Annotated in this window: 21 protein-coding genes; 6 read left to right on the forward strand and 15 right to left on the reverse strand. The window is 58.7% G+C overall.

From position 1 onward, the window contains the following. Positions 1-27: 27 nt before the first annotated feature. Together guaA and guaB are read right to left on the reverse strand one after the other, a co-directional pair. On the reverse strand, positions 28-1,605 hold the full coding sequence (guaA, locus tag G7W63_RS07015) for a glutamine-hydrolyzing GMP synthase (protein ID WP_166255282.1): 1,578 nt from the start codon (positions 1,603-1,605) through the stop codon (positions 28-30). A 76-nt stretch (positions 1,606-1,681) separates the two neighbouring features. Then, positions 1,682-3,145 carry an IMP dehydrogenase gene (gene guaB / locus G7W63_RS07020; protein WP_166255285.1) on the reverse strand — a complete coding sequence of 488 codons (1,464 nt, stop codon included), beginning with the start codon at positions 3,143-3,145 and terminating at the stop codon, positions 1,682-1,684. 215 nt (positions 3,146-3,360) lie between these two features. Between guaB and xseA the strand changes: the two genes are divergently transcribed. The 3 genes from xseA (at position 3,361) to G7W63_RS07035 (ending at position 7,262) form a co-directional block, all read left to right on the forward strand. Beyond that, positions 3,361-4,725, forward strand: coding sequence for an exodeoxyribonuclease VII large subunit (gene xseA, locus G7W63_RS07025; RefSeq protein WP_166255288.1), 1,365 nt, complete (start codon positions 3,361-3,363; stop codon positions 4,723-4,725). Between the two features lie 197 nt (positions 4,726-4,922). Beyond that, entirely contained in the window at positions 4,923-6,797 is a 1,875-nt protein-coding gene (locus G7W63_RS07030; protein WP_166255291.1) for a propionyl-CoA synthetase, read from the forward strand. A 255-nt stretch (positions 6,798-7,052) separates the two neighbouring features. Continuing rightward, entirely contained in the window at positions 7,053-7,262 is a 210-nt protein-coding gene (locus G7W63_RS07035; protein ID WP_166255294.1) for a cold-shock protein, read from the forward strand. A gap of 112 nt (positions 7,263-7,374) precedes the next feature. Here G7W63_RS07035 and leuA read toward each other — a convergent pair whose 3' ends face one another. Beyond that, positions 7,375-9,078, reverse strand: a complete 1,704-nt coding sequence (gene leuA / locus G7W63_RS07040; protein WP_166255297.1) for a 2-isopropylmalate synthase — start codon at positions 9,076-9,078, stop codon at positions 7,375-7,377. 144 nt (positions 9,079-9,222) lie between these two features. Here leuA and G7W63_RS07045 point away from each other — a divergent pair, with 144 nt between their 5' ends. Continuing rightward, positions 9,223-9,723, forward strand: coding sequence for an Lrp/AsnC family transcriptional regulator (locus G7W63_RS07045; RefSeq protein ID WP_166255300.1), 501 nt, complete (start codon positions 9,223-9,225; stop codon positions 9,721-9,723). A gap of 18 nt (positions 9,724-9,741) precedes the next feature. On the opposite strand, the gene G7W63_RS07050 is transcribed toward G7W63_RS07045, so the two are convergent. After that, positions 9,742-10,170: a PaaI family thioesterase gene (locus G7W63_RS07050; RefSeq protein WP_423202280.1), complete on the reverse strand. Its 429-nt coding sequence runs from the start codon at positions 10,168-10,170 to the stop codon at positions 9,742-9,744. Positions 10,171-10,274: 104 nt separating this feature from the next. Here G7W63_RS07050 and G7W63_RS07055 point away from each other — a divergent pair, with 104 nt between their 5' ends. Continuing rightward, on the forward strand, positions 10,275-12,014 hold the full coding sequence (locus G7W63_RS07055; protein WP_166255306.1) for a proline--tRNA ligase: 1,740 nt from the start codon (positions 10,275-10,277) through the stop codon (positions 12,012-12,014). A 46-nt stretch (positions 12,015-12,060) separates the two neighbouring features. Here the strand turns inward: G7W63_RS07055 and murB are convergent, their stop codons facing one another. The 9 genes from murB to G7W63_RS07100 all read right to left on the reverse strand — a co-directional run bounded on the left by murB (position 12,061) and on the right by G7W63_RS07100 (position 21,060). Beyond that, the gene (murB, locus tag G7W63_RS07060; protein WP_166255309.1) at positions 12,061-13,089 is read right to left on the reverse strand and encodes a UDP-N-acetylmuramate dehydrogenase; all 1,029 of its coding nucleotides are present in this window, start codon (positions 13,087-13,089) and stop codon (positions 12,061-12,063) included. Next, positions 13,086-13,568, reverse strand: a complete 483-nt coding sequence (locus G7W63_RS07065; protein ID WP_166255312.1) for a low molecular weight protein-tyrosine-phosphatase — start codon at positions 13,566-13,568, stop codon at positions 13,086-13,088. The genes murB and G7W63_RS07065 overlap by 4 nt, the downstream gene beginning before the upstream one ends. 54 nt (positions 13,569-13,622) lie before the next feature. Beyond that, on the reverse strand, positions 13,623-14,429 hold the full coding sequence (gene kdsB / locus G7W63_RS07070; RefSeq protein ID WP_166255315.1) for a 3-deoxy-manno-octulosonate cytidylyltransferase: 807 nt from the start codon (positions 14,427-14,429) through the stop codon (positions 13,623-13,625). A 35-nt stretch (positions 14,430-14,464) separates the two neighbouring features. Continuing rightward, the gene (locus tag G7W63_RS07075) at positions 14,465-14,653 is read right to left on the reverse strand and encodes a Trm112 family protein (RefSeq protein WP_166255318.1); all 189 of its coding nucleotides are present in this window, start codon (positions 14,651-14,653) and stop codon (positions 14,465-14,467) included. Positions 14,654-14,716: 63 nt separating this feature from the next. Continuing rightward, positions 14,717-15,718: a tetraacyldisaccharide 4'-kinase gene (gene lpxK / locus G7W63_RS07080; RefSeq protein WP_166255321.1), complete on the reverse strand. Its 1,002-nt coding sequence runs from the start codon at positions 15,716-15,718 to the stop codon at positions 14,717-14,719. Beyond that, on the reverse strand, positions 15,715-17,493 hold the full coding sequence (gene msbA, locus G7W63_RS07085) for a lipid A export permease/ATP-binding protein MsbA (protein ID WP_166255324.1): 1,779 nt from the start codon (positions 17,491-17,493) through the stop codon (positions 15,715-15,717). The genes lpxK and msbA overlap by 4 nt, the downstream gene beginning before the upstream one ends. Further along, complete coding sequence (locus G7W63_RS07090; RefSeq protein WP_166255327.1) at positions 17,483-17,905, reverse strand: ExbD/TolR family protein; 423 nt, start codon at positions 17,903-17,905, stop codon at positions 17,483-17,485. The genes msbA and G7W63_RS07090 overlap by 11 nt, the downstream gene beginning before the upstream one ends. 5 nt (positions 17,906-17,910) lie before the next feature. Further along, positions 17,911-18,537 carry a MotA/TolQ/ExbB proton channel family protein gene (locus G7W63_RS07095; RefSeq protein ID WP_166255330.1) on the reverse strand — a complete coding sequence of 209 codons (627 nt, stop codon included), beginning with the start codon at positions 18,535-18,537 and terminating at the stop codon, positions 17,911-17,913. Positions 18,538-18,630: 93 nt separating this feature from the next. Continuing rightward, on the reverse strand, positions 18,631-21,060 hold the full coding sequence (locus G7W63_RS07100) for a DNA internalization-related competence protein ComEC/Rec2 (protein ID WP_278185419.1): 2,430 nt from the start codon (positions 21,058-21,060) through the stop codon (positions 18,631-18,633). 150 nt (positions 21,061-21,210) lie between these two features. Between G7W63_RS07100 and G7W63_RS07105 the strand changes: the two genes are divergently transcribed. Beyond that, complete coding sequence (locus G7W63_RS07105; RefSeq protein ID WP_166255336.1) at positions 21,211-21,729, forward strand: DUF2062 domain-containing protein; 519 nt, start codon at positions 21,211-21,213, stop codon at positions 21,727-21,729. On the opposite strand, the gene G7W63_RS07110 is transcribed toward G7W63_RS07105, so the two are convergent. Both G7W63_RS07110 and G7W63_RS07115 read right to left on the reverse strand, forming a co-directional pair. Beyond that, complete coding sequence (locus tag G7W63_RS07110) at positions 21,726-22,445, reverse strand: ABC transporter ATP-binding protein (protein WP_166255339.1); 720 nt, start codon at positions 22,443-22,445, stop codon at positions 21,726-21,728. The genes G7W63_RS07105 and G7W63_RS07110 overlap by 4 nt on opposite strands. Continuing rightward, on the reverse strand, positions 22,438-23,679 hold the full coding sequence (locus G7W63_RS07115) for a lipoprotein-releasing ABC transporter permease subunit (RefSeq protein ID WP_166255342.1): 1,242 nt from the start codon (positions 23,677-23,679) through the stop codon (positions 22,438-22,440). Before G7W63_RS07115 ends, G7W63_RS07110 begins: the two co-directional genes overlap by 8 nt. Positions 23,680-23,741: the final 62 nt, after the last annotated feature.

The raw sequence follows: 23,741 nt of genomic DNA on the forward strand, positions 1-23,741 counted from the left end.
CTCCAGCCTCCCTATCGCTACCGGCTCTTACTCCCACTCAATAGTGGCGGGTGGCTTGGATGAGATGTCGTAGGTTACCCGCGACACACCGGAAATTTCGTTGATGATCCGGTTCGAGACAGTTTCGAGCAGGTCATAGGGTAGCCGTGCCCAGCGGGCGGTCATGAAATCAACGGTCTCCACGGCACGAACCGCAATAACGTACTCGTAGCGCCTGGCGTCGCCCACGACTCCGACCGATTTCACCGGCAGAAACACGGCAAAAGCCTGGCTGGTCTTGTGATACAGATCGGCCCTGTGCAACTCCTCCAGGAAGATGGCGTCAGCACGGCGCAGGATTTCGGCGTACTCCTTCCTGACCTCACCCAGAATCCGTACACCCAGGCCAGGGCCGGGAAACGGGTGCCGATAGACCATGTCATACGGCAGCCCAAGCTCCAGACCAATACGACGAACCTCGTCCTTGAACAGTTCCCTGAGAGGCTCTACCAGTTTCATTTTCATGGTTTCCGGCAGGCCGCCCACATTGTGATGGGACTTTATGACATGGGCCTTACCGGTTTTCGAAGCAGCAGACTCGATCACATCGGGGTAGATGGTGCCCTGGGCAAGCCAGTTCACGTCCCGGATCTTGGTTGCTTCCGCGTCGAACACTTCAATAAAGGTATTGCCGATGATCTTCCGCTTCTTTTCCGGATCGGAGACACCTTCAAGACGTGAGAGGAAGAGGTCTTCGGAATCGGACCGGATAACCTTCACACCCATGTTGCGGGCGAACATGTCCATGACCTGATCGCCTTCGTGCAGGCGCAGCAGGCCGTTATCAACGAATACACAGGTAAGCTGATCGCCGATGGCCTTGTGAAGGAGTGCCGCAGTAACCGATGAGTCGACACCTCCGGACAGACCCAGCAGCACTTTCTCGCCGCCCACCTGCTCCTGGATCTGACGCACCGCATCGTCGACAATCTTCGCTGGCGTCCAGAGGACCTCGCAGCCGCAGATATCCAGCACAAAGTGCTCCAGCATGCGCTGGCCCTGGAGGGTGTGAGTCACTTCCGGATGGAACTGGACACCGAACAGGTTCCGGCTCAGGTCCTGCATTGCCGCAATCGGAGCAGATTCGGTGGAGGCCAGCAGTTCAAAACCTTCCGGCAGGGCCACGACCTTGTCCCCGTGGCTCATCCAGACGTCAAGGATGGAGTCGCCCTGAGGGCTCAGATGATCCTTGATGTCCCTGAGCAGTGGTCCTTCACAACGTACCTTGACCTGGGCATAGCCGAACTCGCGCTTCTCGGAACTGGCCACCTTGCCGCCGAGCTCCTCAGCCATGGTCTGCATGCCGTAACAGATACCGAGCACGGGAATGCCGCGCTCAAAGAGCCCTTCAGGTGAGCGCGGACCGCCAAGCTGGGTCACCGACTCAGGCCCGCCCGCAAGCACGATCCCCTTAGGGTTGAAATCGTTCAGCTCCTGCTCGGTGATATCAAATGCCTTGATCTCACAGTAAACCCCGATCTCACGCACTCGCCGGGCTATGAGCTGGGTGTACTGGGAGCCGAAATCAAGAATCAGGATGCGGTGGTCATGGATGTTCTGAGCCATGTGTTCCTCAAAAGTTAAATGCTGAGCTGCATGACCGGGGTGGCCGACCATGCAGCGTGCAGAGCTGAAGGCGTTATCAGCCGACGCGGTAGTTGGGTGCTTCTTTGGTAATGGTCACATCGTGCACATGACTTTCACGCATGCCTGCGTTGGTTATGCGGGCAAACTGGGGCTTGGTCCGCATCTCTTGCATATCGGCGCTGCCGGTATAGCCCATGGAGGCCCGCAGCCCGCCCATCAACTGATGGACGATATTGCGCATGGGTCCCTTGCAGGCAACGCGGCCTTCAATACCCTCCGGAACCAGCTTGTCGACGCCCTTGCTGGCATCCTGGAAGTAACGGTCACTCGACCCCTGCCCCATGGCGCCCAGGGAACCCATGCCCCGGTAGGCCTTATAGCTACGCCCCTGAAACAGCTCAACTTCGCCCGGGGCTTCATCGGTACCAGCCAGCAGGCCACCTACCATAACGCAGTAGGCACCGGCGGCTATGGCTTTGGAAATATCGCCGGAGAAGCGCACACCACCGTCGGCAATCAGCGGTATACCCCGGGACTTGAGCGCCTCGGCAACGTTCGAGACCGCCGTTATCTGCGGCATACCAATACCAGCAACAATGCGCGTGGTACATATGGAGCCCGGGCCAATGCCGACCTTGACCGCATCGGCACCGGCCTCCGCCAGGGCGATGGCCGCCTCTGCGGTTGCTATGTTGCCGCCAATCACCTGCACGTCCGGGTAGCTGGACTTGACCCAGCTAACCCTGTCGATAACGCCGCGGGAGTGGCCATGGGCGGTATCGATCACGATAACGTCTACGCCGGCCTCAACCAGGGCGGCAACCCGTGCCTCGGTGTCGCCACCGGTGCCGACAGCGGCGCCGACACGAAGACGCCCTTGCTCGTCTTTACAGGCCAGGGGGTAATCCTTGGCTTTCTGGATGTCCTTGACGGTAATGAGGCCCTTGAGTTCGAAGTTGTCGTTGACTACCAGAACCTTTTCAATGCGGTGCCTGTGCAGCAGGTTCTTGACCTCTTCCAGATCAGCGCCCTCAGGTGCGGTTACCAGTTTGTCCTTGGGCGTCATGATGTCCGAAACCCGGGTATCGAGACGGCTTTCGAAGCGGATGTCCCGACCCGTAACGATTCCGACCAGATCGCGCCCGTCGACCACCGGAAGACCGGAGATATTGTTGGCGCTGGTGATGTCCAGCAGTTCACGCACGGTGTTATGGGGTGATACCGTAATGGGGTCCTTGACCACGCCGCTTTCGTACTTCTTGACCTTGCGGACGGCGGCGGCCTGTTGCTCAACACTCATGTTTTTGTGCATGATGCCAATACCGCCTTCCTGGGCCATGGCAATGGCGAGCTCGGCCTCGGTGACGGTGTCCATTGCCGCCGATACCAGCGGTATGTTCAGGGTAATGCCTTTGGTCAGCTGCGTCTTTAGACTGACTTGGTGGGGCAGGACTTCGGAGTATCCCGGGATAAGCAGGACATCATCAAACGTGAGGGCTTCTTCGGCAATTCGCAGCATTGGGACCCGCCTTGTGGACGTACTGAGTTGAGGAGCGCCCGAGCTTCGTTGGAATGCTGAATCCGGCACTGAAACGACAAAAAACACGGACGACTTCCTTAATCGATCTATTATAAAACCGCGGCCGGCCACAGTAAACCACAGGCGCGATGCACCTATGTTGCATCTTTTTGAATTTTCGCTATTTTTGGCTCACACTTTTTCGGAAACTCCTTATGAATCCGCTCAATATGCCCAACATTCCCACCCGCCCACGGGCATTGAGCGTCAGTGAACTGAATCATCAGGTACGGCATTTGCTTGAGGCCAGCTTCATGCAAGCCTGGGTCGAAGGCGAGCTTTCCAGCTTTTCGCGGCCCGGTTCGGGCCACTGGTACTTCACACTGAAAGACAGCAAGTGTCAGGTGCGCTGTGCCATGTTCAAGGGTTTCAATCAGCGTATCCGGCCTGTGCCGAAGGAGGGTGACCAGGTCCGGATCCGGGGCAAGGTCAGCCTTTACGAAAATCGCGGTGACTACCAGATTATCGCTGAGCATATCGAGCCCGCGGGTCTAGGTGCCCTGCAACAGGCATTTGAGGAACTGAAGCTCAAACTGCAGCACGAGGGATTGTTTGAACAGGCCAGGAAAAAGCCCATCCCGACTCTGCCGCGCCATATTGGTGTCATCACGTCCCCTACCGGCGCGGCGATTCACGACATCCTGTCGGTACTGGCCCGACGTTTTCCTGCCATTGGCGTCACCGTCTACCCTGCGGTGGTTCAGGGTCAGGCAGGCTCGGGAGAAATCATTTCCGCCATTCGGGCGGCCGAACGCCACGGCAAGGCCGACGTTCTGATTATCGGTCGGGGCGGCGGCTCCCTTGAAGATTTGTGGTGCTTCAACGATGAGCAGGTAGTCCGGGCCATCGCAGGCTGCGCGCTACCGACCGTGAGTGCCGTGGGCCACGAAGTGGATTTCACCATCGCGGATTTCGTAGCGGATACCCGGGCACCCACCCCCTCTGCCGCGGCTGAGACCCTGTCACCGGACCAGCTTGACTGGCTGCGGCTACTGGCTCAGCACGAAAAGCGTCTGATGGGCGGATTCCAGGCTGTATGGAGCCGCCTTGCGACCCGGCTTGAACACCTGAGCACCCGCTTGCGGGACCCCCGCCGGGAACTGCTGGAAAAGGCCCAGCGCCTTGATGAGCTCGACCTACGGTTGCAGGCGGTCATGGGCGGCCGGCTCACCCGGGAAGTAACCCGTGTGGAAAACGCCCGTAGTCGGCTCCTGGCCCAGACACCAGCCCGTCAACTGATCCGTAGCCAGAGTCAGCTGGAACAATTGTCTGCAAGACTTCACCAGAGCATCCAGCGCCTGCTGGTCCAGCGCCGTGAACGGCTTACCTACACCGGTCAGTCCCTTCATGTTGTCAGTCCGCTGGCAACCCTGGGGCGAGGCTATGCCATTGTAGGCGCAGACCAGGTTCCGGTTGTGCGGAGCGCATCGGAACTGAAACCGGGAGATGCAATAACGGCTCGCCTTGCCGAGGGAAGCATCGACGCCACCGTTACAGCCACCCACCGTGAAGCTGAGTAGCACGCCCCTAAACCTGCTTAGGCCCTAATCCCGAGCCCGGTACTTCCCCGATTACTTCCGGAATTTCGCTGACATACATCAAATCCAGCAGGGTTTATGCCTTAGCCTATGGTCTAGTAGCTCTGTGGCGCAGAGTCCCTAAAGTCAGGGGTACCCAACAACAATAAATAAACAGTCCCAGACCATGAGGTAGCCCGATGAGTTATCACACCGAGTTCCGCCGTTCCCTTGATCACCCTGAAACTTTCTGGCGAGAGCAGGCGGCGAACATCGCGTGGATGAAACCCCCCAATACCGTCTGGCAAGCCAAGCCAAATGGGCACGGGGAATGGTTTTCTGACGGTGAGATGAATACCTGCGACATTGCCCTGGACGCCAATGTCAGAGCCGGACGTGGCGATCAGAAAGCCCTGATCTACGACTCACCGGTCACCGGGCAGACCGGCTCCTTCACCTATTCTCAGCTTACCGACCTGGCCGCCCGGTTTGCAGGCGCACTGGCCAACCAGGGGATAGGCAAAGGCGACCGGGTCATCATCTATATGCCGATGATTCCTGAGGCTGTCATTGCGATGCTGGGCTGCGCACGGATCGGCGCTATCCACAGTGTGGTCTTCGGCGGCTTTGCCGCTCATGAGCTTGCAGTACGTATCGACGATGCCACGCCCAAGGCCATTATTACCGCGTCGTGCGGCATCGAAGTAAAGAAAGTCATCCCCTACAAACCTCTGGTGGACAGTGCCATTGAGCAGGCGAGCCACAAGCCAGAGACCTGCATTGTATTCCAGCGGCCGCAGGTAAGCGCCGAGCTGCAGCCGGGGCGGGATCTGGATTGGACGGAAGCCATGGCAGGCGCCCAGGCCGTGGACCCGGTGCCCGTCAAAGCCACGGATCCCCTTTATATCCTCTATACCTCCGGCACCACCGGTAAGCCCAAAGGAGTCGTCCGTGATAACGGCGGCCATGCGGTCGCCCTCCGGTACAGCATGACGCTGGTCTACGACGCCCGCCCTGGCGACGTCTTCTGGGCCGCATCGGATGTGGGCTGGGTGGTTGGACACAGCTATATTGTATACGCGCCATTATTTGCAGGCTGCACCACGGTTCTTTATGAAGGAAAGCCGGTTAAGACGCCGGACGCAGGCTCATTCTGGCGGGTTTGTCAGGACCATAAAGTCAACCTGCTGTTCACTGCCCCCACGGCATTCCGGGCTGTGCGAAAAGAAGACCCGGAGGCAGACGAGCTCAAACGCTACGACCTCAGCTCTCTTAGGCGCATTTTTCTGGCCGGCGAGCGGCTGGATCCGCCTACCTATGAGTGGCTCAGGGAGAAAACCGGCTTGCCTGTGATGGACCACTGGTGGCAGACCGAGACCGGCTGGGCCATCTGCTGCAACCCCGTCGGCATCGAAGCGATGCCGTCAAAGCCCGGCTCAGCAACCATGCCTTCACCCGGCTATGATGTCCGGATCGTGGACCCTGCCGGGAGACAGGTTCGCTACGGAGAACAGGGCGAGGTTGTGGTCAAGCTACCGTTGCCGCCAGGATGCCTGACAACTGTCTGGGGTGACGACGAGCGTTTTGTAGACACCTACCTTAAACCTGTACCGGGGTATTATTTCTCCGGAGATGGCGGCTACGTGGACGAGGACGGCTACGTCTTCATTATGGGACGAACCGACGACGTCATTAATGTTGCCGGCCATCGTCTGTCCACAGGAGAAATGGAAGAGGTCATCGCTGCCCATCCGGCGGTTGCCGAATGCTGTGTCGTCGGTGCCAGAGACGAACTGAAGGGCCAGATCCCGATCGGCCTGGTGCTGGTCAAGGACGGCGCCACGATCACGCCGGACGAACTGGAAGACGAGCTGGTGGACATGGTGCGCGAGCGCATTGGCGCCATTGCCTGCCTCCGCCAGGCGATCGTCGTCGATCGCCTGCCCAAAACTCGCTCCGGCAAGATATTACGGCGGGTCATCCGGCAGATTGCCGACCGGGAGTCCTATGCCGTTCCCTCGACAATTGATGACCCGGCTATTCTGGAGGAAATCAGCAGGCACTTCCCAAAATAGTGAATGCGTAAGAAAAAAGTGATAATAAACAGTAAGTTAAGGATCTAAAAAAACCGTTGACGGGTATCACATACGGTCTATACTAAAATTGCTGTGAAAATACAGTGCTATCGGTGAAAGCGTTACAACGTCCTGCTTTGTGCTCTTCGTTGCTCCTTCCTCAGTACGCGGATTTTCTCAGCAGAGGTTCCCTGGCCCGGCCAGAGAACCGATGGTCCCGTGAGGGCAAAAATTTCGGAAATACAGGAAAGATCAATGTCTGACACAAAAACCGGCCACGTGAAGTGGTTTAATGAATCCAAAGGTTTTGGTTTCATTGCCCAGGACGAGGGCACCGACGTGTTCGTTCATTATAGCGCCATTAACGCCAGTGGCTTCCGTACCCTGACCGAAGGTCAGCAGGTACAGTTCACCGTAACCCAGGGCCCAAAAGGCCCTCAGGCGGAGAACGTCACCCCGGTCTGAGGTGATGCTCCGGACCTCTGCCCCTCACGGGCATTGGACAGAGAAAAGCCGGCCCCCGGGCCGGCTTTTTATTGCCTGGACAGATGCCAGGCAAAGATTGATGGCCTGTTGGTCAGGCATCCACGGAGGGTGCCAGCTCTTCCGCATAGGCCCGGCTGCCATTCTGGATTACGCTGTGTCCAACCGCCGAGAGCAGGGCCTGGAGTGTGGCAGAGGTGGTGTCTTCCGCAAGCGCTGCGGCACTGCGCGGCTCGCCGTTCACCTGAAGCCTGATACAGGCCAGGGCGTTTGCATCGGTTCCTTCACCCAGGGCGAATTCGTCATAGGCTTCAACAGCAATGCGAATACCACGGGTTTGTTCAAGAGCCGCCGAAACGGCCTCTACTGCCCCCAGGCCACGACCTTCCAATTGCTCCAGCCGACCCTCTTCACCGTAACTGAGCTGGGCGTGTACCCCTGCCTCATCCCGATGAAGGTCGTAGGACTTCAGTTCCCAGGCGGGATTGACCTTGAGATAGCGCCTTTCGAAGAGGCGGTGAATGGTCAGTGAGTCGATTTCACCGCCGCCGGTCTCCGCTTCCCGCTGGACCACTTTGCTGAATTCGATCTGCAGCCAGCGTGGCAGGCTTATGTTGTAGTCGCGCTCAAGTATGTAAGCGACGCCACCTTTGCCGGACTGGCTGTTGATCCTTACGACCTCTTCATAACGACGCCCCAGGTCACGGGGATCTATCGGCAGGTAGGCGACCTGCCAGGGGTCGTCGTCCTGTTTGCGAAGAGCAAGGCATTTGCGGATGGCATCCTGATGGCTACCTGAAAACGCCGTGAAGACCAGCTCGCCGGCATAAGGATGACGGGGATGGGTCGCGATTTCAGTGCAGGCTTCCACCACATCGGAGATTTCGGCCATACCCGACAGGTCCAGCAGCGGGTCCACACCCTGGGAATACAGGTTCATGGCCATGGTGACCAGGTCCATGTTACCCGTACGCTCGCCATTGCCCATCAGTGTACCTTCCACCCGGTCGGCACCGGCCATCACTGCCAGCTCGGCCGCAGCAACCGCACAGCCCCGGTCGTTATGGGTATGCACGCTGATACTGATGTGCTCACGGTACTTGACCCGGTCGCAGATCCATTCAATCTGGTCAGCAAACACGTTCGGTGTTGCCATCTCAACGGTCGCCGGAAGATTGATAACGACCGGTTGGCCCTGGTCCGGGCGCCATACGTCATTGACGGCATCAATTACCTCAGCAGCGAAATCAAGCTCGGTCCCGGTAAAACTTTCAGGGCTATACTGGAATGTCCACTCGGTGTCCGGCCGCTCACTGGCGTGGGCTTTCACCACCTCGGCACCCTTTACCGCGATATCCCGGATACCGGCCCGGTCAAGCCCGAATACCTGCTCGCGCTGCACGGTGGAGGTGGAGTTGTAAACATGGACGATCGCTTTTTTCGCGCCTTCCAGTGCCTCATAGGTACGGGCAATCAGCTCCGGACGGGCCTGGGTAAGAACCTGGATCTTCACATCGTCCGGAATCCGGTGCTCTTCAATCAGCTTGCGACAGAAGTCAAAGTCCGGCTGGCTTGCTGCCGGGAAGCCGATTTCGATTTCCTTGAAACCCAGTTTGACCAGCAACTCAAAGAGCCTCTGCTTCTGGGCAACCGTCATGGGTTTGACCAGAGCCTGATTACCATCCCGGAGGTCGACGGCACACCATTGTGGCGTCCGCTCTATAACACGGTCAGGCCAACGCCTGTTGGTTTTGCGTACGGGCTCAAAGGCGATGTATTTGCGGTGGTCAAAGGCCATGATTTAATCCCTTACTGTTAAAGCTGGTGCTAGATGATGCCTACTATACTACGCCTGCAAAGCTAGATAATGATTGCGTTTTATGAACCTTTTTCTAAAATTGCTGGAATTTACTTCCAACAAACCGTACGGATGTGACATAAAATGCCAGCCAACAGCAAAACTCTGGTCACTCTTGATCGTATCGATCGCAGCATTCTCGATTTATTGCAACACAACGGTGCCCTGACCAACCAGGAACTGGCCGATAAGGTGGGCTTGTCGCCCTCGCCCTGCCTTCGCAGGGTAAGAGCGATGGAGGAGGCTGGCATCATTCTCGGCCGGGTCGTTCTGCTGGACCACAAGAAACTGGGGCTGGCGCTGACCGCAGTCATCCTGATCGGCATGGATCGGCATACACCTGAACGTTTCGCCGCTTTTGAGGCCCAGGTGGGGGAGTATCCGGAAATTCAGGAGTGTTACCTGATCACAGGCCAGGACGCTGACTACATGCTAAAGGTCGTGGTTCCGGACATGGACCACTACCACCATTTTCTGCTGAACCACATCACCCGGATACCCGGGGTCAGCGGCGTCCATTCAAGCTTTGTGCTCAGGAGGGTGATCGACAGTACCTCCCTGCCCCTGAGCTACCTCGGTCAATAAAAGCCCGGCGCCGCGCCGTCAGGATGCCTTTTCCCGGACTGATGGCAGGGCATAACTGCCGGTAACGTGGGCCACCATCTGTTCGTCCTCGCCTTCACCGGACAGCAGGCGGACTTCACAGAACGCCAGGCGCCTGCCCATCCTGAGCACGACTGCTTCTGCCACAAGGTCTGCGGGCGCAGGCTTGTGGAGAAAATTGATGGAGAGATTGCTTGTCACTGCCATGGCCCCCTTGTCCAGAGACGCAAGAATGGCTGCATACATGGCAGCGTCGGCGAGCGCCATCTGCAAAGGTCCGGAGAGAGTCCCCCCAGGCCTGATATTCCTGGCGTTGAAAGGCACCCGGGTCCTGGCAAAGCCGGGGCGCACACTCTCCACCTGAAATCCAATGTCGTCCGCCATCGGCAGACCCGAACTGATCAGAGCCTGGACTTCCACTGCACTCAAACTCATCGCTGTAACCTCTCGATCTGTACCTTATCCGGCTGGCTCCGTACAATAACGGCCGGACTCATACAAATAAACCCTGTTCAACCGCTACGGAACCCGAGATGCGAGCCAGCCGCTACCTGATTGCCACCCAGAAAGAGACGCCTTCTGACGCCGAGATCATAAGTCACCAGCTTATGCTTCGCGCCGGGCTGATTCGCAAGCTTGCGGCTGGGCTCTATACATGGCTGCCCATGGGCCTCAGGGTTCTGCGCAAGGTGGAACGTATCGTTCGTGAAGAAATGGACCGGAGCGGCGCGCAGGAACTGCTGATGCCTGCCGTGCAGCCGGCGGAACTCTGGCAGGAGTCTGGCCGGTGGGAACTTTACGGGGGCGAGCTGTTGCGCATGCAGGACCGGCATGGCCGGGATTTCTGTTTCGGCCCTACCCATGAAGAAGTGATCACTGACATGGTTCGTAACGAGCTCAAAAGCTACAAGGAGCTGCCGGCCAACTTCTACCAGATCCAGACCAAGTTCCGGGACGAACGCCGGCCCCGTTTCGGCGTTATGCGGTCCCGTGAGTTCATCATGAAGGATGCTTACTCCTTTCACCTGAACGCCGCTTCCCTGGACGAAACCTATCAGGCCATGCACCAGGCCTACTGTCGCATCTTTGATCGTGTTGGGCTGGATTACCGGCCGGTGCAGGCGGACTCCGGCGCTATCGGCGGCAGCGCCTCCCATGAATTCCACGTGCTGGCGTCATCGGGCGAGGATGCCATCGTGTTCAGCACCGACAGTGACTATGCAGCCAATATTGAAAAGGCCGAGGCCGTCGCTCCGGCCGGCGGGCGGTTGCCAGCCTCGGAAACCATGGCCCAGGTGGCCACCCCAGGCCAAACCACCATTGACGATATCGCCCGCTACCTGGACGTCGACCCTACCCGTACAGTAAAAACCCTGCTGGTCCATGGTGAAGCTACGGACCCGGAGGCGCGGCGCTCGGGCCTGGTGGCCCTGATACTCCGGGGCGACCATAGCCTCAACGAGATCAAGGCGGAAAATCTTGCCGGCGTTGCCGAACCCCTGACCATGGCCTCCGATGAAGAGATCGAGTCGGCGGTGGGCTGCAAGGCGGGCTCCATAGGCCCCGTCGACCTGCCCCTGCCGATCATCGTTGACCGCAGCGCGGCCCACCTGGCGGACTTTGTCTGCGGAGCCAACCTGGAAGGCTATCACCTGACCGGTGTGAACTGGGAGAGGGACCTGCCCCTGGGGCGGGTCGAAGATCTTCGCGATGTGGTCGAAGGCGACCCCAGCCCGGACGGCAAGGGTACCCTGGAAATCCGACGCGGTATCGAAGTGGGCCATATTTTCAAGCTTGGCAACAAGTACAGTCAGGCTCTAAACGCCACGGTGCTGGATGAAAATGGCAAAAGCGCCATGCTTGAAATGGGCTGCTATGGCATCGGTGTATCGCGCATTGTTGCGGCGGCCATTGAGCAGAATCATGACGACCGCGGCATTCTTTGGCCCGATGCCATAGCACCTTTCGAGGTGGCCATTGTGACCCTAAACGCGCACAAGTCACCCGAAGTGATGGCAGCAGGTGAGACGCTGTACGAAGACCTGCGCCAGGCCGGTTTTGATGTTCTTCTGGACGATCGCAACGAGCGTCCCGGCGTGAAATTCGCCGACATGGAACTGATGGGCATCCCCCATCGCCTGGTGGTGTCAGAGCGCGGGCTGGCCGCCGGCACCTTGGAATACAAAGGCAGACGGGACGCCGACAAACAGGATCTTGCAGTGGACAGTGTTCTGGCTCACCTGACCACCGCATCTGGCCGCAATCCAGTCTAGAGCTGAGCGCTGGTCAGCCCCTGCGCCCGGAGACTGCTCCGGGCGTTCAGGTCACGATCCGCGGCTCTATTTCCAGTGCTACCCCGTAAGTTCTCAATACGTCATTCTGGATCCGGCGGGCAAGCGCCAGGATATCCTCGCCGGAACCGCCAGAGTGGTTGATAAGCACCAGGGCCTGACGGTTATGCACCCCTACCCTGTCGTTCCGGTAGCCTTTCCAGCCGCACTGGTCGATCAGCCACGCTGCAGCAAGCTTTACCACGCCTTTACCCGGATAACCGACTATGCCGGGGTGCCTGCTGCTGAGCTCTTCCCAGAGCGTCATGGAGACTACCGGGTTTTTGAAAAAGCTGCCGGCATTGGGTAACTGCCCGGGATCCGGCAATTTACGCCGCCGAATGGCCATGACGCCCTCTGCCACCTCCAATGGTGTCAGTTCGCCGGGGTGGGGATGATCCGAGAAATACTCTGCAAGCTCACCGTAACCCAGTGACAGTGGCCGGGTCCGGGACAAGGCGAGGCGTACTTCCAGAATGATATAGCGGCCCAGCTGGTGCTTGAAAATACTGTCACGGTATGCGAACTGACAGTCATCTGACGACAGGATGACAACCTTGTCCTTGACACAGTCCAGTGCCGTTACCGAAACCAGAGTGTCCTTCAGCTCGACCCCGTAAGCGCCGATATTCTGCATGGGCGCGGCACCCGTGGTCCCGGGAATCAGGGCCAAATTCTCGATGCCCCGATAGCCGGCCCCGGCACCATACAGAACCGCGGAATGCCAGTTCTCGCCAGCGCCCAGTGCCAGTGTTGCACCGCTGGCAGAGACATCCTCCCATTGGCGCCCGGCGAATGCTGAGCGGATCACCAACCCATCGAAGTCCCGGGTGAATACCAGATTGCTGCCGCCACCCAGCAACAGTCTTTTCAGCTTGTGTTCCTGGGCCCAGGACAGGGCCGCCCTTAACTGGTCGACAGAGGCAACGTCGACAAAATATCGGGCCCGGGCCGCTATACCCAGGCTGTTCAAAGCAGTCAGGTCAACCTGTTCCTTAATGACCGGCTGGTGATTCAAAGGTGCCGCTCCCGGATATGCCGAAGCAGGCCCTGGCTGGCCTCGTCGATCAGGTCCAGTACTTTCTCGAACCCCTGATCCCCGCCGTAATATGGATCCGGAACTTCCTCCACATCGTTTTTGGCGGCATAACTCAAGAAGAGTTCCGGTTGTGTGCCGCCGGCAAGGTGCCATGCCTCTTTGACGAACAGGAGGTTCTGCGTGTCCATGGCGAGCACATAATCGAATGACTTCAGGTCGCCGACGTCGAACTCCCGCGCCCGCAGCCCACCAATAGTGATATTGCGCCTGGCGGCAGCCGACACTGCCCGTGGGTCAGGCGACGATCCGGAATGGAAGCCCGTGGTTCCACAGGAGTCCACCTGGATCTGGTCGCACAGACCCGCATCCGCTACCACTTTCTCAAAGACACCCTGAGCTGACGGTGAGCGGCAGATGTTGCCCAGGCACACAAACAGTACGTTGATTGGCTTGGTCAAGTTCAGACCCCCTCTTACCTGCTTGTCGAATTCGCTGACCTGGCAGCGCCGTTACTATAGCGGCGGTATGACGCCCCGGGACCGGGCTTCGATAATCTGGCGCACCCGGAGAAGATCTTCCTCGGTGTCAACGCCGCCCGGTGGCGCTTCGCAGGCAACTTCCACATGGATACGCTCCCCATTATGCAGAGCCCTAAGCTGCTCAAGGGACTCAGCCTTCTCCAGGGGCGCCGGCGGCCAGGTGACAAAATCCCGCAAGAGCCTGACCCTGTAGCCGTAGATTCCTATGTGCCGGTAATAAGGTATGGCATCGGGCAGCTTGGCGCTCAGACCAGCCTCTGAAACAGGCCTTTGGCCCCAGGCATCCCTGGCCCATGGAATGGGCGCCCGGCTAAAATAATGGGCGATGCCCCGCTGGTCGAAAACGACTTTGACCACGTTGGGGTTGAACAGCGCGGAAACCTCGCTAACCGGCTCACACAGAGTGGCTATGGCAACATCCGGATGGACATCGAGGTTAGCCGCTACCTGATTGATAAGCACAGCCGGTATCAGAGGCTCATCCCCCTGGACGTTAACCACCCTGGCGTCTGAATCCAGCTCCAGGGCTCGCGTGACCTCTTCGAGGCGGTCGGTACCACTGACATGACTGTCCGATGTCATGACAACCTCGGCACCGAAACCGGCACAGGCAAGCCGTATCCGTTCGTCATCAGTGGCGATGACAACCCTGTCGGCACGACTGTCACAGGCCCGCTCATACACATGCTGAATCATGGGTTTACCCGCTATGTCAGCCAGTGGCTTGCCAGGCAAACGGCTGGAGGCGTAGCGGGCGGGTATGACCACGGTAAAAGACATAAGAAAGGTCCTGCGAGACTCCGGGAAAAATCGACTCAGCGTTTATCCAGACGCTCGTCAGTAGTGAGGGTGCGGGCCTCTACCGCAAGCATAACGGGTATGCCTTCGCGTATAGGGAACGCCATGGCGTCGGCGCGACACACCAGTTCCTTTTGGTCCTGATTCAGTATCAGGTCGCCTTTACATACGGGGCATGCCAGTAAAGCCACCAGTTTCTTGTCCATGGTCGGGTCTCTTCCTTCCGATGATATGCATTTATGTTGAGAGTCTGAAGACCGCAGTCTGGCTCAGGTACGCGATTGTATCTCCGTGACGCGGGCCATAAATACCTCGCGAAAACGACCAGGAAGGCAGGCCGTCACGTCCAGAACCCAGCAGTGGTCATGGGCGATACCCTGGCACTTGACTGCATCCTTTGCCGTCATCACCAGTTGCTCACCAGGCTGAACCGCAAGATCTCCGGCACCAAACCGATGATGGTCCGGCAGCGCCAAGGGTCTGACCCGGGCGCCAAGGCCGCGGAGGGTCTGGAAAAAGCGCTCGGGATTACCAATACCCGCCACGGCGCGCACATGCCGGTCCAGCAGCCAGTCCACCGGCCGGGTCTCGCCGCTCTTTACGTGCCTTAAAACGGTCGGGCTCAACACCATGGTGTACTGCTCAGCGTGCTGTATCCCGGCTACCCATCGGCCATTGCCCACCACAAAGTCTACATCATCAAGACGCTCGGGTGGCTCCCGCAGCGGTCCGACCGGAATCGGTGCGCCATTGCCAAGACCGCGCTGGCCATCAAAAACGGCGATCTCGAGATCCCGCGCCAGTGCGTAGTGTTGGAGCCCGTCGTCACAGACGAGGATATCACCCAAGTCCTGGGCAAGAGCCCACCGGGCTGAGCGGGACCGCCTGGGATCAACAACCACGGGGCAGCTGCTCTGGCGTGCCAGCATCAGTGGCTCGTCACCACTCGTACTGACCGGTGTGTCAGGCTTTACCAGCAGAGGATAGGTGCTTGATCTACCGCCATAGCCGCGCGTAAGGATAACCGGGCGCCAGCCCTCTGACTTAAGTTCCGCGACGATCCAGGCGGTAAGAGGAGATTTTCCGGTACCACCGGCAGTGATATTGCCGACCACAATCACCGGTGCGGCGAGCGGGCTAAGCGCACCCCGAGCTGAAATAGCGGTGTCACGGCGGCGCCTGGCCACCCAACGATAGATCCAGGCCAGCGGCCAAAGTGGCCAAAGCGGTCGGGCCGAGCCATACCAAAGATGGTCAAGCCAGCCCGTCATGGGGTTTCACTGAACTGCATCTGATGGAGTTGGGCGTATGCGCCGCCGGCCTCAAGCAACTCGTGATGTGATCCGGACTCTACAATGCGCCCGGATTCCATGACAAGAATGAGGTCGGCATTTTCAATGGTGGAGAGTCGGTGGGCGATAACCAGCGTGGTCCGGCCTTCCATAACCGCATCCAGGGCATATTGAATGCTGCGCTCAGATTCCGTATCCAGCGCTGAGGTGGCTTCGTCCAGAATCAGGATAGGGGCATCCTTTAGCAGCGCCCGGGCAATGGCCAGCCGTTGTCTCTGACCACCGGAAAGCATCACGCCATTGTCACCAATCATGGTGTCGAGTCCATCCGGCATCCGGTCGATGAACTCCAGCGCATGGGCCTTGTCAGCAGCGCTGCGGATTTCCTCAAGACTGCAATGCCGCAGTGCCCCGTAGGCAATGTTGGCGGCGATGGTGTCATTGAACAGAACCACGTTCTGGGTCACCAGTGCGATCTGGGCCCTAAGGGCTTCAAGGCGGAATTCTTCCAGCGGGTGCCCGTCGATGAGAATGCTACCTCCGGTCAACTCATAGAAACGGGGCAGCAGGCTGACCAGAGTCGACTTGCCGCTCCCTGAGCGTCCCACCAGGGCGACACTCTGCCCCGCCGGGATGCTGAGATTGATATCCTTGAGGACATCGTCCAGCTCGTTGCGGTAGCGGAATGACACATTCTCGAACTCGATCTCACCCTTAACCCGCTCCGGTGAATAGGTCCCCTGGTCCTGCTCTGGCTCCTGGTCAATGGTGCCGAATACGTCATGGGCGGCAGCCACTCCTTTCTGGATGCGGGCATGGACAGAGGTAACCTGTCGGATCGGTTTGGCCATGGTGGTAGCAGCTGTAATAAAGGCTACCAGTTCGCCGGTACTCATGGAGCCGCGAATTTCGGGCGCCAGCATGGTCCAGACCAGCGCTGCAATTGCGATGGCAACCAATACCTGTATGACCGGCACACTGATGGCCTGGGCCGATGCCAGCTTGAGGCTCTGGCGCAGGTTCCGGTGGCTTACGTCGGCGAATCGCTTACGCTCATAGCCTTCACCCCCAAAGGTGCGGACAACCCGATACCCGGAAATACTCTCCGAAGCGACGTGGGTAATATCGCCCATTGAGCCCTGGATGCGTCGACTGATCTTGCGGAAGCGTTTGCTGGCATAGCTCACCACAAACCCGATCAAAGGCCCGACCGCCAGGAACACCAGCGTAAGCTTCCAGTTGGTGTAAATCATGAAACCGAGCAGACCAATGATGGTCAGGCCTTCCCGCAATGTGATGGTGACGGCATTGGTGGTTGCGTCCGCCACCTGCTCAACATTGAAGGTCAGTTTGGACACCAGGCGTCCGGACGCGTTCTCGTCAAAGAAGCGGGAAGGCAGGGTCAGCAGGCGATCGAACACCTGGGTCCGCAGAGCGTTTACGACCTGGCGCCCGACATAACTGATGAAATACTGACTCATGAATGTACCCACCCCGCGAAAGGCAAATACGCCAACAATAAGACTCGTCAGCATTACCCGGTTTTCGTGAGTGGGGTTTTCAAGGGCGGTAATGACCACTTCCATGGCCGCCGCCATGCCCGTGGACGCGGCGGCATAGATGACATTACCAACAATGGCCAGCGTAAAGGCGATCCAGAACGGTTTAACGTAGGCCAGCAGCCTCCGGTAGGTTGCCCAGTTGGAAGCCTCCGGAGCGGTGTCAACGGCTTCGGCTTCGGTTTCAGCCTTCATCGCCATCCCGTTCGGTGGTTATGCTGAGTTTCGAGAATCCGAGGCGACCCGCCACATCCATGGCCCTCACCACATACTGGTGAGGGGTGCTTGCATCTGCGGTGATGATGAACGGCAAGCTGGTGTCGTCGCCGGTCAGTTCGCTGACTGCCCGCTGCAGCGTCTCACGCTGGTTGTTGATGAGCGCCTTGTCGTTGACGTAGTACTGCCCCTCGGCGTTGACCACAACGTCGACCTGTCGGACCTCGGATTCAGCCGGGTTGCCGCTGGCCTCTGGCAGATCCACCTTGAGATGGCTCTCGCGAGTGAATGTGGTCGAGACCATGAAAAATATCAGCAACAGGAAGACCACATCGATCAGTGGTGTCAGGTCAACCCCGACTTCCTGGCTTCTCTGGCGCTTGAACTTCACGGCCGTCAGGCTCCTTCCACGTCGATTTCACGGTCGCCGTGAACAACTTCAACCAGCTTGATGGCTTCCTGCTCCATGCTCACCACCAGTTCCTCGACACGACGCAAAAAATACCGGTGGCAGATCAGCGCGGGAATGGCAACGCTCAGGCCGGCCGCGGTGGTCATCAGGGCTTCGGAGATACCGCCAGCCAGGTTTCCCGCATCGCCAACGCCAGCCAGCTGGATCTCGGCAAATACCTTGATCATGCCGATAACGGTACCCAGAAGGCCAAGCAGCGGTGTAATGGTCGCCACCGTGCCAAGAGGGTTCAGGAACCGCTCAAGCTCATGAATGACCTGACTGGCCTCATGTTCGATGCTTTCTTTCATGATCTCGCGACCATGCTTGGCATTCATCAGGCCACTGGCAAGTACCCGGCCGAGGGGAGAAGACGCTTGCAGCGCCTTGAGCTTGCGTCCGTTCAGCTCCTTTTTCTTAATCCATCGCCAGAGTTCATTGATCGTTGTCTGTGGCGCCACGCGAGACGCTCGGAGCGTCCAAAACCTTTCCAAAATGATGGCCAGGGCAAGAATGGAACAGGCTACTATCGGCACCATGATGATGCCACCCGCTTTCAAGAGCTCGAACACGCTTGGTCTCCTATTTATGACAAGCCGCGCTACTTTAGCATAGCCACCGGCTCAGGCCACACCTTCAATCAGTGCCTGGCGGGGGCCGGGCCATTATGTGTCCGGGTTCACTGTTTCTGCCGGGCGAATCCAGAAGGGCGCGTCCTGTCGCCACTGCCGAATCGCCGGCCCGGAGGCCCGAAAAACCCAATTGATCGCACCCGAATAGGCGGTGTTGAAGGCCCGGGCGCCCACATCCTGGAAGCGCGAGACCACCCTGGGATGGGGATGGCCGTAGCGATGACGATAGCCTGCAGTGTAAACCACAACATCGGGCCTCAGTTTATTTACCCAGGAACGTCCCGACGAAGTATTGCTGCCATGATGGGATGCCACCAGGATGCGATAGGCCACCGGGTGCAACGAGTGGGTAGCGAGCATACGGGCCTCGGCTCTGCGAGAAATATCGCCGGGCAGAATCACCTCAACCGCTTCACTGCCTGACCCGAAGCGGAGAATGGCAACACAGGAGGCGTCATTTCCTGAGGGTATAAACTCTGGTGACGTCGGCAGCTGCCAGAACTCCACAACGCCCGTGCCCAGGGTGATCTCCTGCCCGGCGTTACAGGCCCCAATTCGCGGAGCAGGCCCCTGCGCCCCACGTTGCTCAGCTGCAACGTCTGGTTCGAGCCGGTCGAGGATGCGCCCGGGCTCCCCCGAAATCACCTGCCCAACCGCCAGGGATTCAACTAGCAAGGCAAGGCCGCCCACATGGTCGGCATCGCCATGACTGAGTATCAGCGTGTCGATGCGCGTGATACCCAGGGACTTCAGGGTTGGCAGCAAAACACTCTCGACACCACTGTAGCCGGATGGCGCTTCAGGGCCGGTGTCATAGAGCAGAACCTGGTCCTTATGCCGTGCCAGTACTGACAGGCCCTGCCCCACGTCAAAGACCCAGAGCTCGGGGTCGGGCGCATAAGTATTCGTTGGCGCGTTCCCGTGCTTTGCCACCAGCACCGGCGCAAACCACAACACCAGCAGGCTACATGCCAATGCCCTGGCTTTGGGGATGGGCACCATGATCAGACACAGAACCAGTAAGGCTATCACAATGGCGACGGCAGGGTTGACGTTCAGTTCCGGCACCGGCCAGGCCGCTAGCAGGGCCAGCCACTTCCAAAGGAGACCCAGCACAGCATCGTAGGCGCTGCCAACCAGGGCCCCGCTGGCAGGCGCCAACCCCAGTAATACACCCCCCAGTATCAATACCGGCATGACCACGAAGGATAACCAGGGAATGGCCACCAGATTGGCAAGCCAGCCTACTGCCGCGGGGGCCTGATCCATGAAAGTCAGCATCGGCCAGAGCCCGGCAAAAATGGCACATTGCGCCAGAACCAGGGTAGTTGTCGCGGGTGGCTGGCGGAGTCGCCCTGAAAAGACCAGCAGCAGCACGGCTACGGCGCCAAAGGACAGCCAGAACCCCCTGTCCAAAGGTGAGAAAGGATCCAGCAGGAGCACCAGCCCGAGAGCCACCAGCCAGCCAGTACCGGAACCGACGCGCCCTGCCCTGAACCACAGCCAGCTGGCCAGCACGACCATGACCCATGCTCTGCGGGTCGGCACCGTAAATCCTGCAGCCAGGGCATAGGCAAGGCTCCCGAGGATCACCACCAGCAGCACAAGGGCCCGGCGCCGGGAGGGAGCCAGCCTGTGCTGGGGCAGCCAACGCAGAAGCAGCCCGACAAGTCCGCCCAGCCCCATGGCAACCAGTCCGATGTGCAGTCCTGAAATGGCCACCAGATGCACGGTGCCGGTGGCCTGGAATACCCGCCAGTGCTCGGGCCCCATGCTGCCCCTTTCACCGATCAGCAAGGCTTCAGCCAAGGCCCGATGCTCGATGTCCGCAAGCCTGACTGCCAGGCCCTGGGCCAGGTTCTTTCGCCAATGGTGAAAGCGGCAACCCGAACCGCAGGCCCCCTGTTCCCAGGCCGACACGGACTGCACCGTGCCGGTCGCGCCATAGTTATTGCGAAACAGCCAGGACTCGTAGCGGAAACCGGCTGGGTTCACCGACCCATGGGGCCGTTTGAGTCGCACCTCGACACGCATCAGCTGCGGTAGATCAAGTTGGGCATCTTTGCCGTACCAGGCAAGCTTCAAACGCTTCGGGAGTTGATGACCAACGGTATTGGCCGGGGCCGATTCCCAGTGCTGGACGCAAAGACTGAAACGGACACTACCGTAGGAACCCCGTGAGGGCACCTCACAGAGATGACCCAGCACCACCAGGTCCCTGCCCTCCAAGGGTGATGGCAAAACGCCCTGCAGACGCTCACCTGCGTGCCAGCCGACCCAGGCCAGCCCGACCAGAAGCCACGCCAGGGCCCATGCGAGGGTGGACCTTCGGCCGGAACCGGGTAACAAAAAACAAAGCAATGCCACGACTATAAGCAAGAGGAGACCTAATGGTGGTAGAAGGACTCCGCTGCAATACAGTAAGATGGCTCCGCAAGAAAAGGACGCAATCCCTGTGCGCACATGTACTCCCTGGACAATCCCTGTCCGCTCGCGGTTTTAAAAAGGACGTCGGTCACCTTTGTTCAAGTGCTTGGTATAAGTATGAGACCGGGGCCCCGGAGCCCTTAATTAACGTCCAGCTGATACATTCTTAACGGGCAGCATGTCGACATGCCGAAGAAGTTCATGAAACGCTACCTGCCTACGCCGGATAAAATACGGGGAATCCGTTCCCTGCATTTTCTCGGCGATATTCTTCATGAACCCAATCTCTGGCACATCAACCGTCATGGCGTATCCCGTGCCTTTATGGTCGGCATTTTCTGGTGCTTTATTCCCATGCCCTTCCAGATGGTGGCTGCAGCATTCTTTGCCCTGTGGCTCAATGCCAACCTGCCGTTATCGGTCGCCCTGGTGTGGATCAGTAACCCCCTAACCATGCCAGCCATTTTTTACTTCAACTACAAGCTGGGTGCCTGGCTGCTGGGGCGGCCCGTGCTGGCTTTTGAATTCCAGCTTTCCTGGGAATGGCTGAGCAGCAGGATCATGGATATAGGCATACCACTTTATTTCGGCTCCCTCGTCACCGCCACCTTTGCCGGCTGCATCAGTTACCTGTTGCTGCAACTCCTGTGGCGCCGCAAAGTCAGGTCCGACTGGGCCAGAAGAAATGAGCACAGGTTCGACTAGTCCAGAGGATGCTGAACTGCCAGCTGCCCGTGCTCAAGCCGCAGAACCCGACCCAGGCTTTTTGCCATGGCCATGTCATGGGTGACCACCACAAAAGCGATACCCAACTGATCCCTCAATGATTCGATAAGATGATGGACACTTTCACCCGTGCTGTCATCAAGATTACCCGTGGGCTCGTCCATCAGAACACACTCAGGCTCATTAACCAGTGCGCGGGCAATGGCGACACGCTGGCGCTCGCCCCCTGACAGCTCACCGGGCTTGTGGGCCAAACGCGGGCTCAGCCCGACTTCCGACAGCATGGCCTCGGCCCGACGTTTTGCCTCCCGGGTGGAGAGACCACCAAGCACACACGGCATCATGACGTTTTCCCGGGCTGTAAACTCGGGCAACAGATGGTGGAACTGATAGACAAAACCCAGGTACCGGTTACGGAAGCGGGCCCTCGCCGCTTCGCCCAGCCGGTGCATATCCTGGCCACAGATTGCAATCGAGCCGGACGTTGGCTTGTCGAGGCCCCCCAGAAGGTTCAGCAAGCTGGTTTTGCCCGCACCACTGGTGCCGACAATGGCAACGGTTTCACCGGCACTTACCTGAAGCGATATATCGGAGAAAATGGTCAGTTTGCCCGGGCCCTCATTGTAGCTGCGGGTGACCTTGGCACACTCGATAACTCTTGTGGGCTGATCTGAAGCGTGCTGGGTATTATTCATAGCGCAGGGCCTCCGCCGGATCGACGCGGGACGCGCGCCATGCCGGATAGATCGTTGCCAGCAGGCTCATCGCCAAGCCGGCACCGCTTATGATGTAGACATCCCGCCACTGGAGTTGGGACGGCAGGTAACTGATAAAATAGACATCGGCATTCAGGAACTGGTGCCCCAGCACAACCTCGAGCCAGCTGATGAACGCACTTATGTTATTCGCCCCGAGCACACCCAGAACAGTCCCGATCAGCGTGCCAACGATCCCGATCACGGCCCCCTGAACAATGAATATGCGCAGGATGCGGCCAGGTGTCGCGCCCATGGTCCGCAGGATCGCAATGTCCGCTTTCTTGTCAGTCACCACCATCACCAGGGTGGAGACAATGTTGAATGCCGCCACAGCCACGATGAACATCAGCAATAGGCCGATCATGGTTTTTTCCATGCGTATGGCCTGGAACAGATTGCCGTGGGTTCGGGTCCAGTCCGACACGAAGAAGCGCCCATCCATACTCTCGGCTACCTCACGGGCAACCGCAGGGGCCTTGAAAAGATCGTCGACCAGAATCCTGACGCCCTGGGCCTTGCCCCCGGTCCGCATCAGCTTGGAGGCATCGTCCATGTGCACCAGAGTATAGTTGCCATCCAGCTCCGCCCCGACGCTGAAAATCCCCTTGACGGTAAATCGCTTGAGCCTCGGCAATACGCCAGCGGGTGTCACGGTAGCCTCGGGCATCACCACGGTGACCCGATCGCCCACCTGAAGTCTCAGGCTCGAGGCCATCAGCTTGCCAACGATGATGCCGAATTCACCGGACCTCAGGTCATCCAGCTTGCCGTCAATCATATGATTCTCGATGATGGAGACGGTACGCTCTTCCTCGGGCAGAACGCCGTTCAGCATGATCCCGCGCACATTGCCGCTGCCTGTCACCATGCCCTGGCCCTGAACAAAAGGCGCAGCCGCAATAACAGAGGGGTGCTCGGTGGCTATGCTGTCAACCCGCTGCCAGTCCTCCAGCACATCATCACCCTGGATAACCGCATGGGGCACCATCCCGAGAATGCGCTGTTTGAGTTCCCGGTCGAAGCCGTTCATCACCGACAACACGATGATCAGCACGGCAACGCCGAGCATCAGACCGATCATTGAGGTAAGGGAGATAAAGGAAATAAAATGGTTGCGCCGTTTGGCCGCGGTATATCGCAAGCCGATGTACAGTGATAAAGGTTTGAACATGGGTTGGGACCTACCGCCTCCCGGATTTCATCGGATCTTCCCGGCCAAGGTACAAGCCCATG

Source organism: Marinobacter salicampi, from assembly GCF_011074795.1.
In the GTDB taxonomy this organism is placed as follows: domain Bacteria; phylum Pseudomonadota; class Gammaproteobacteria; order Pseudomonadales; family Oleiphilaceae; genus Marinobacter; species Marinobacter salicampi.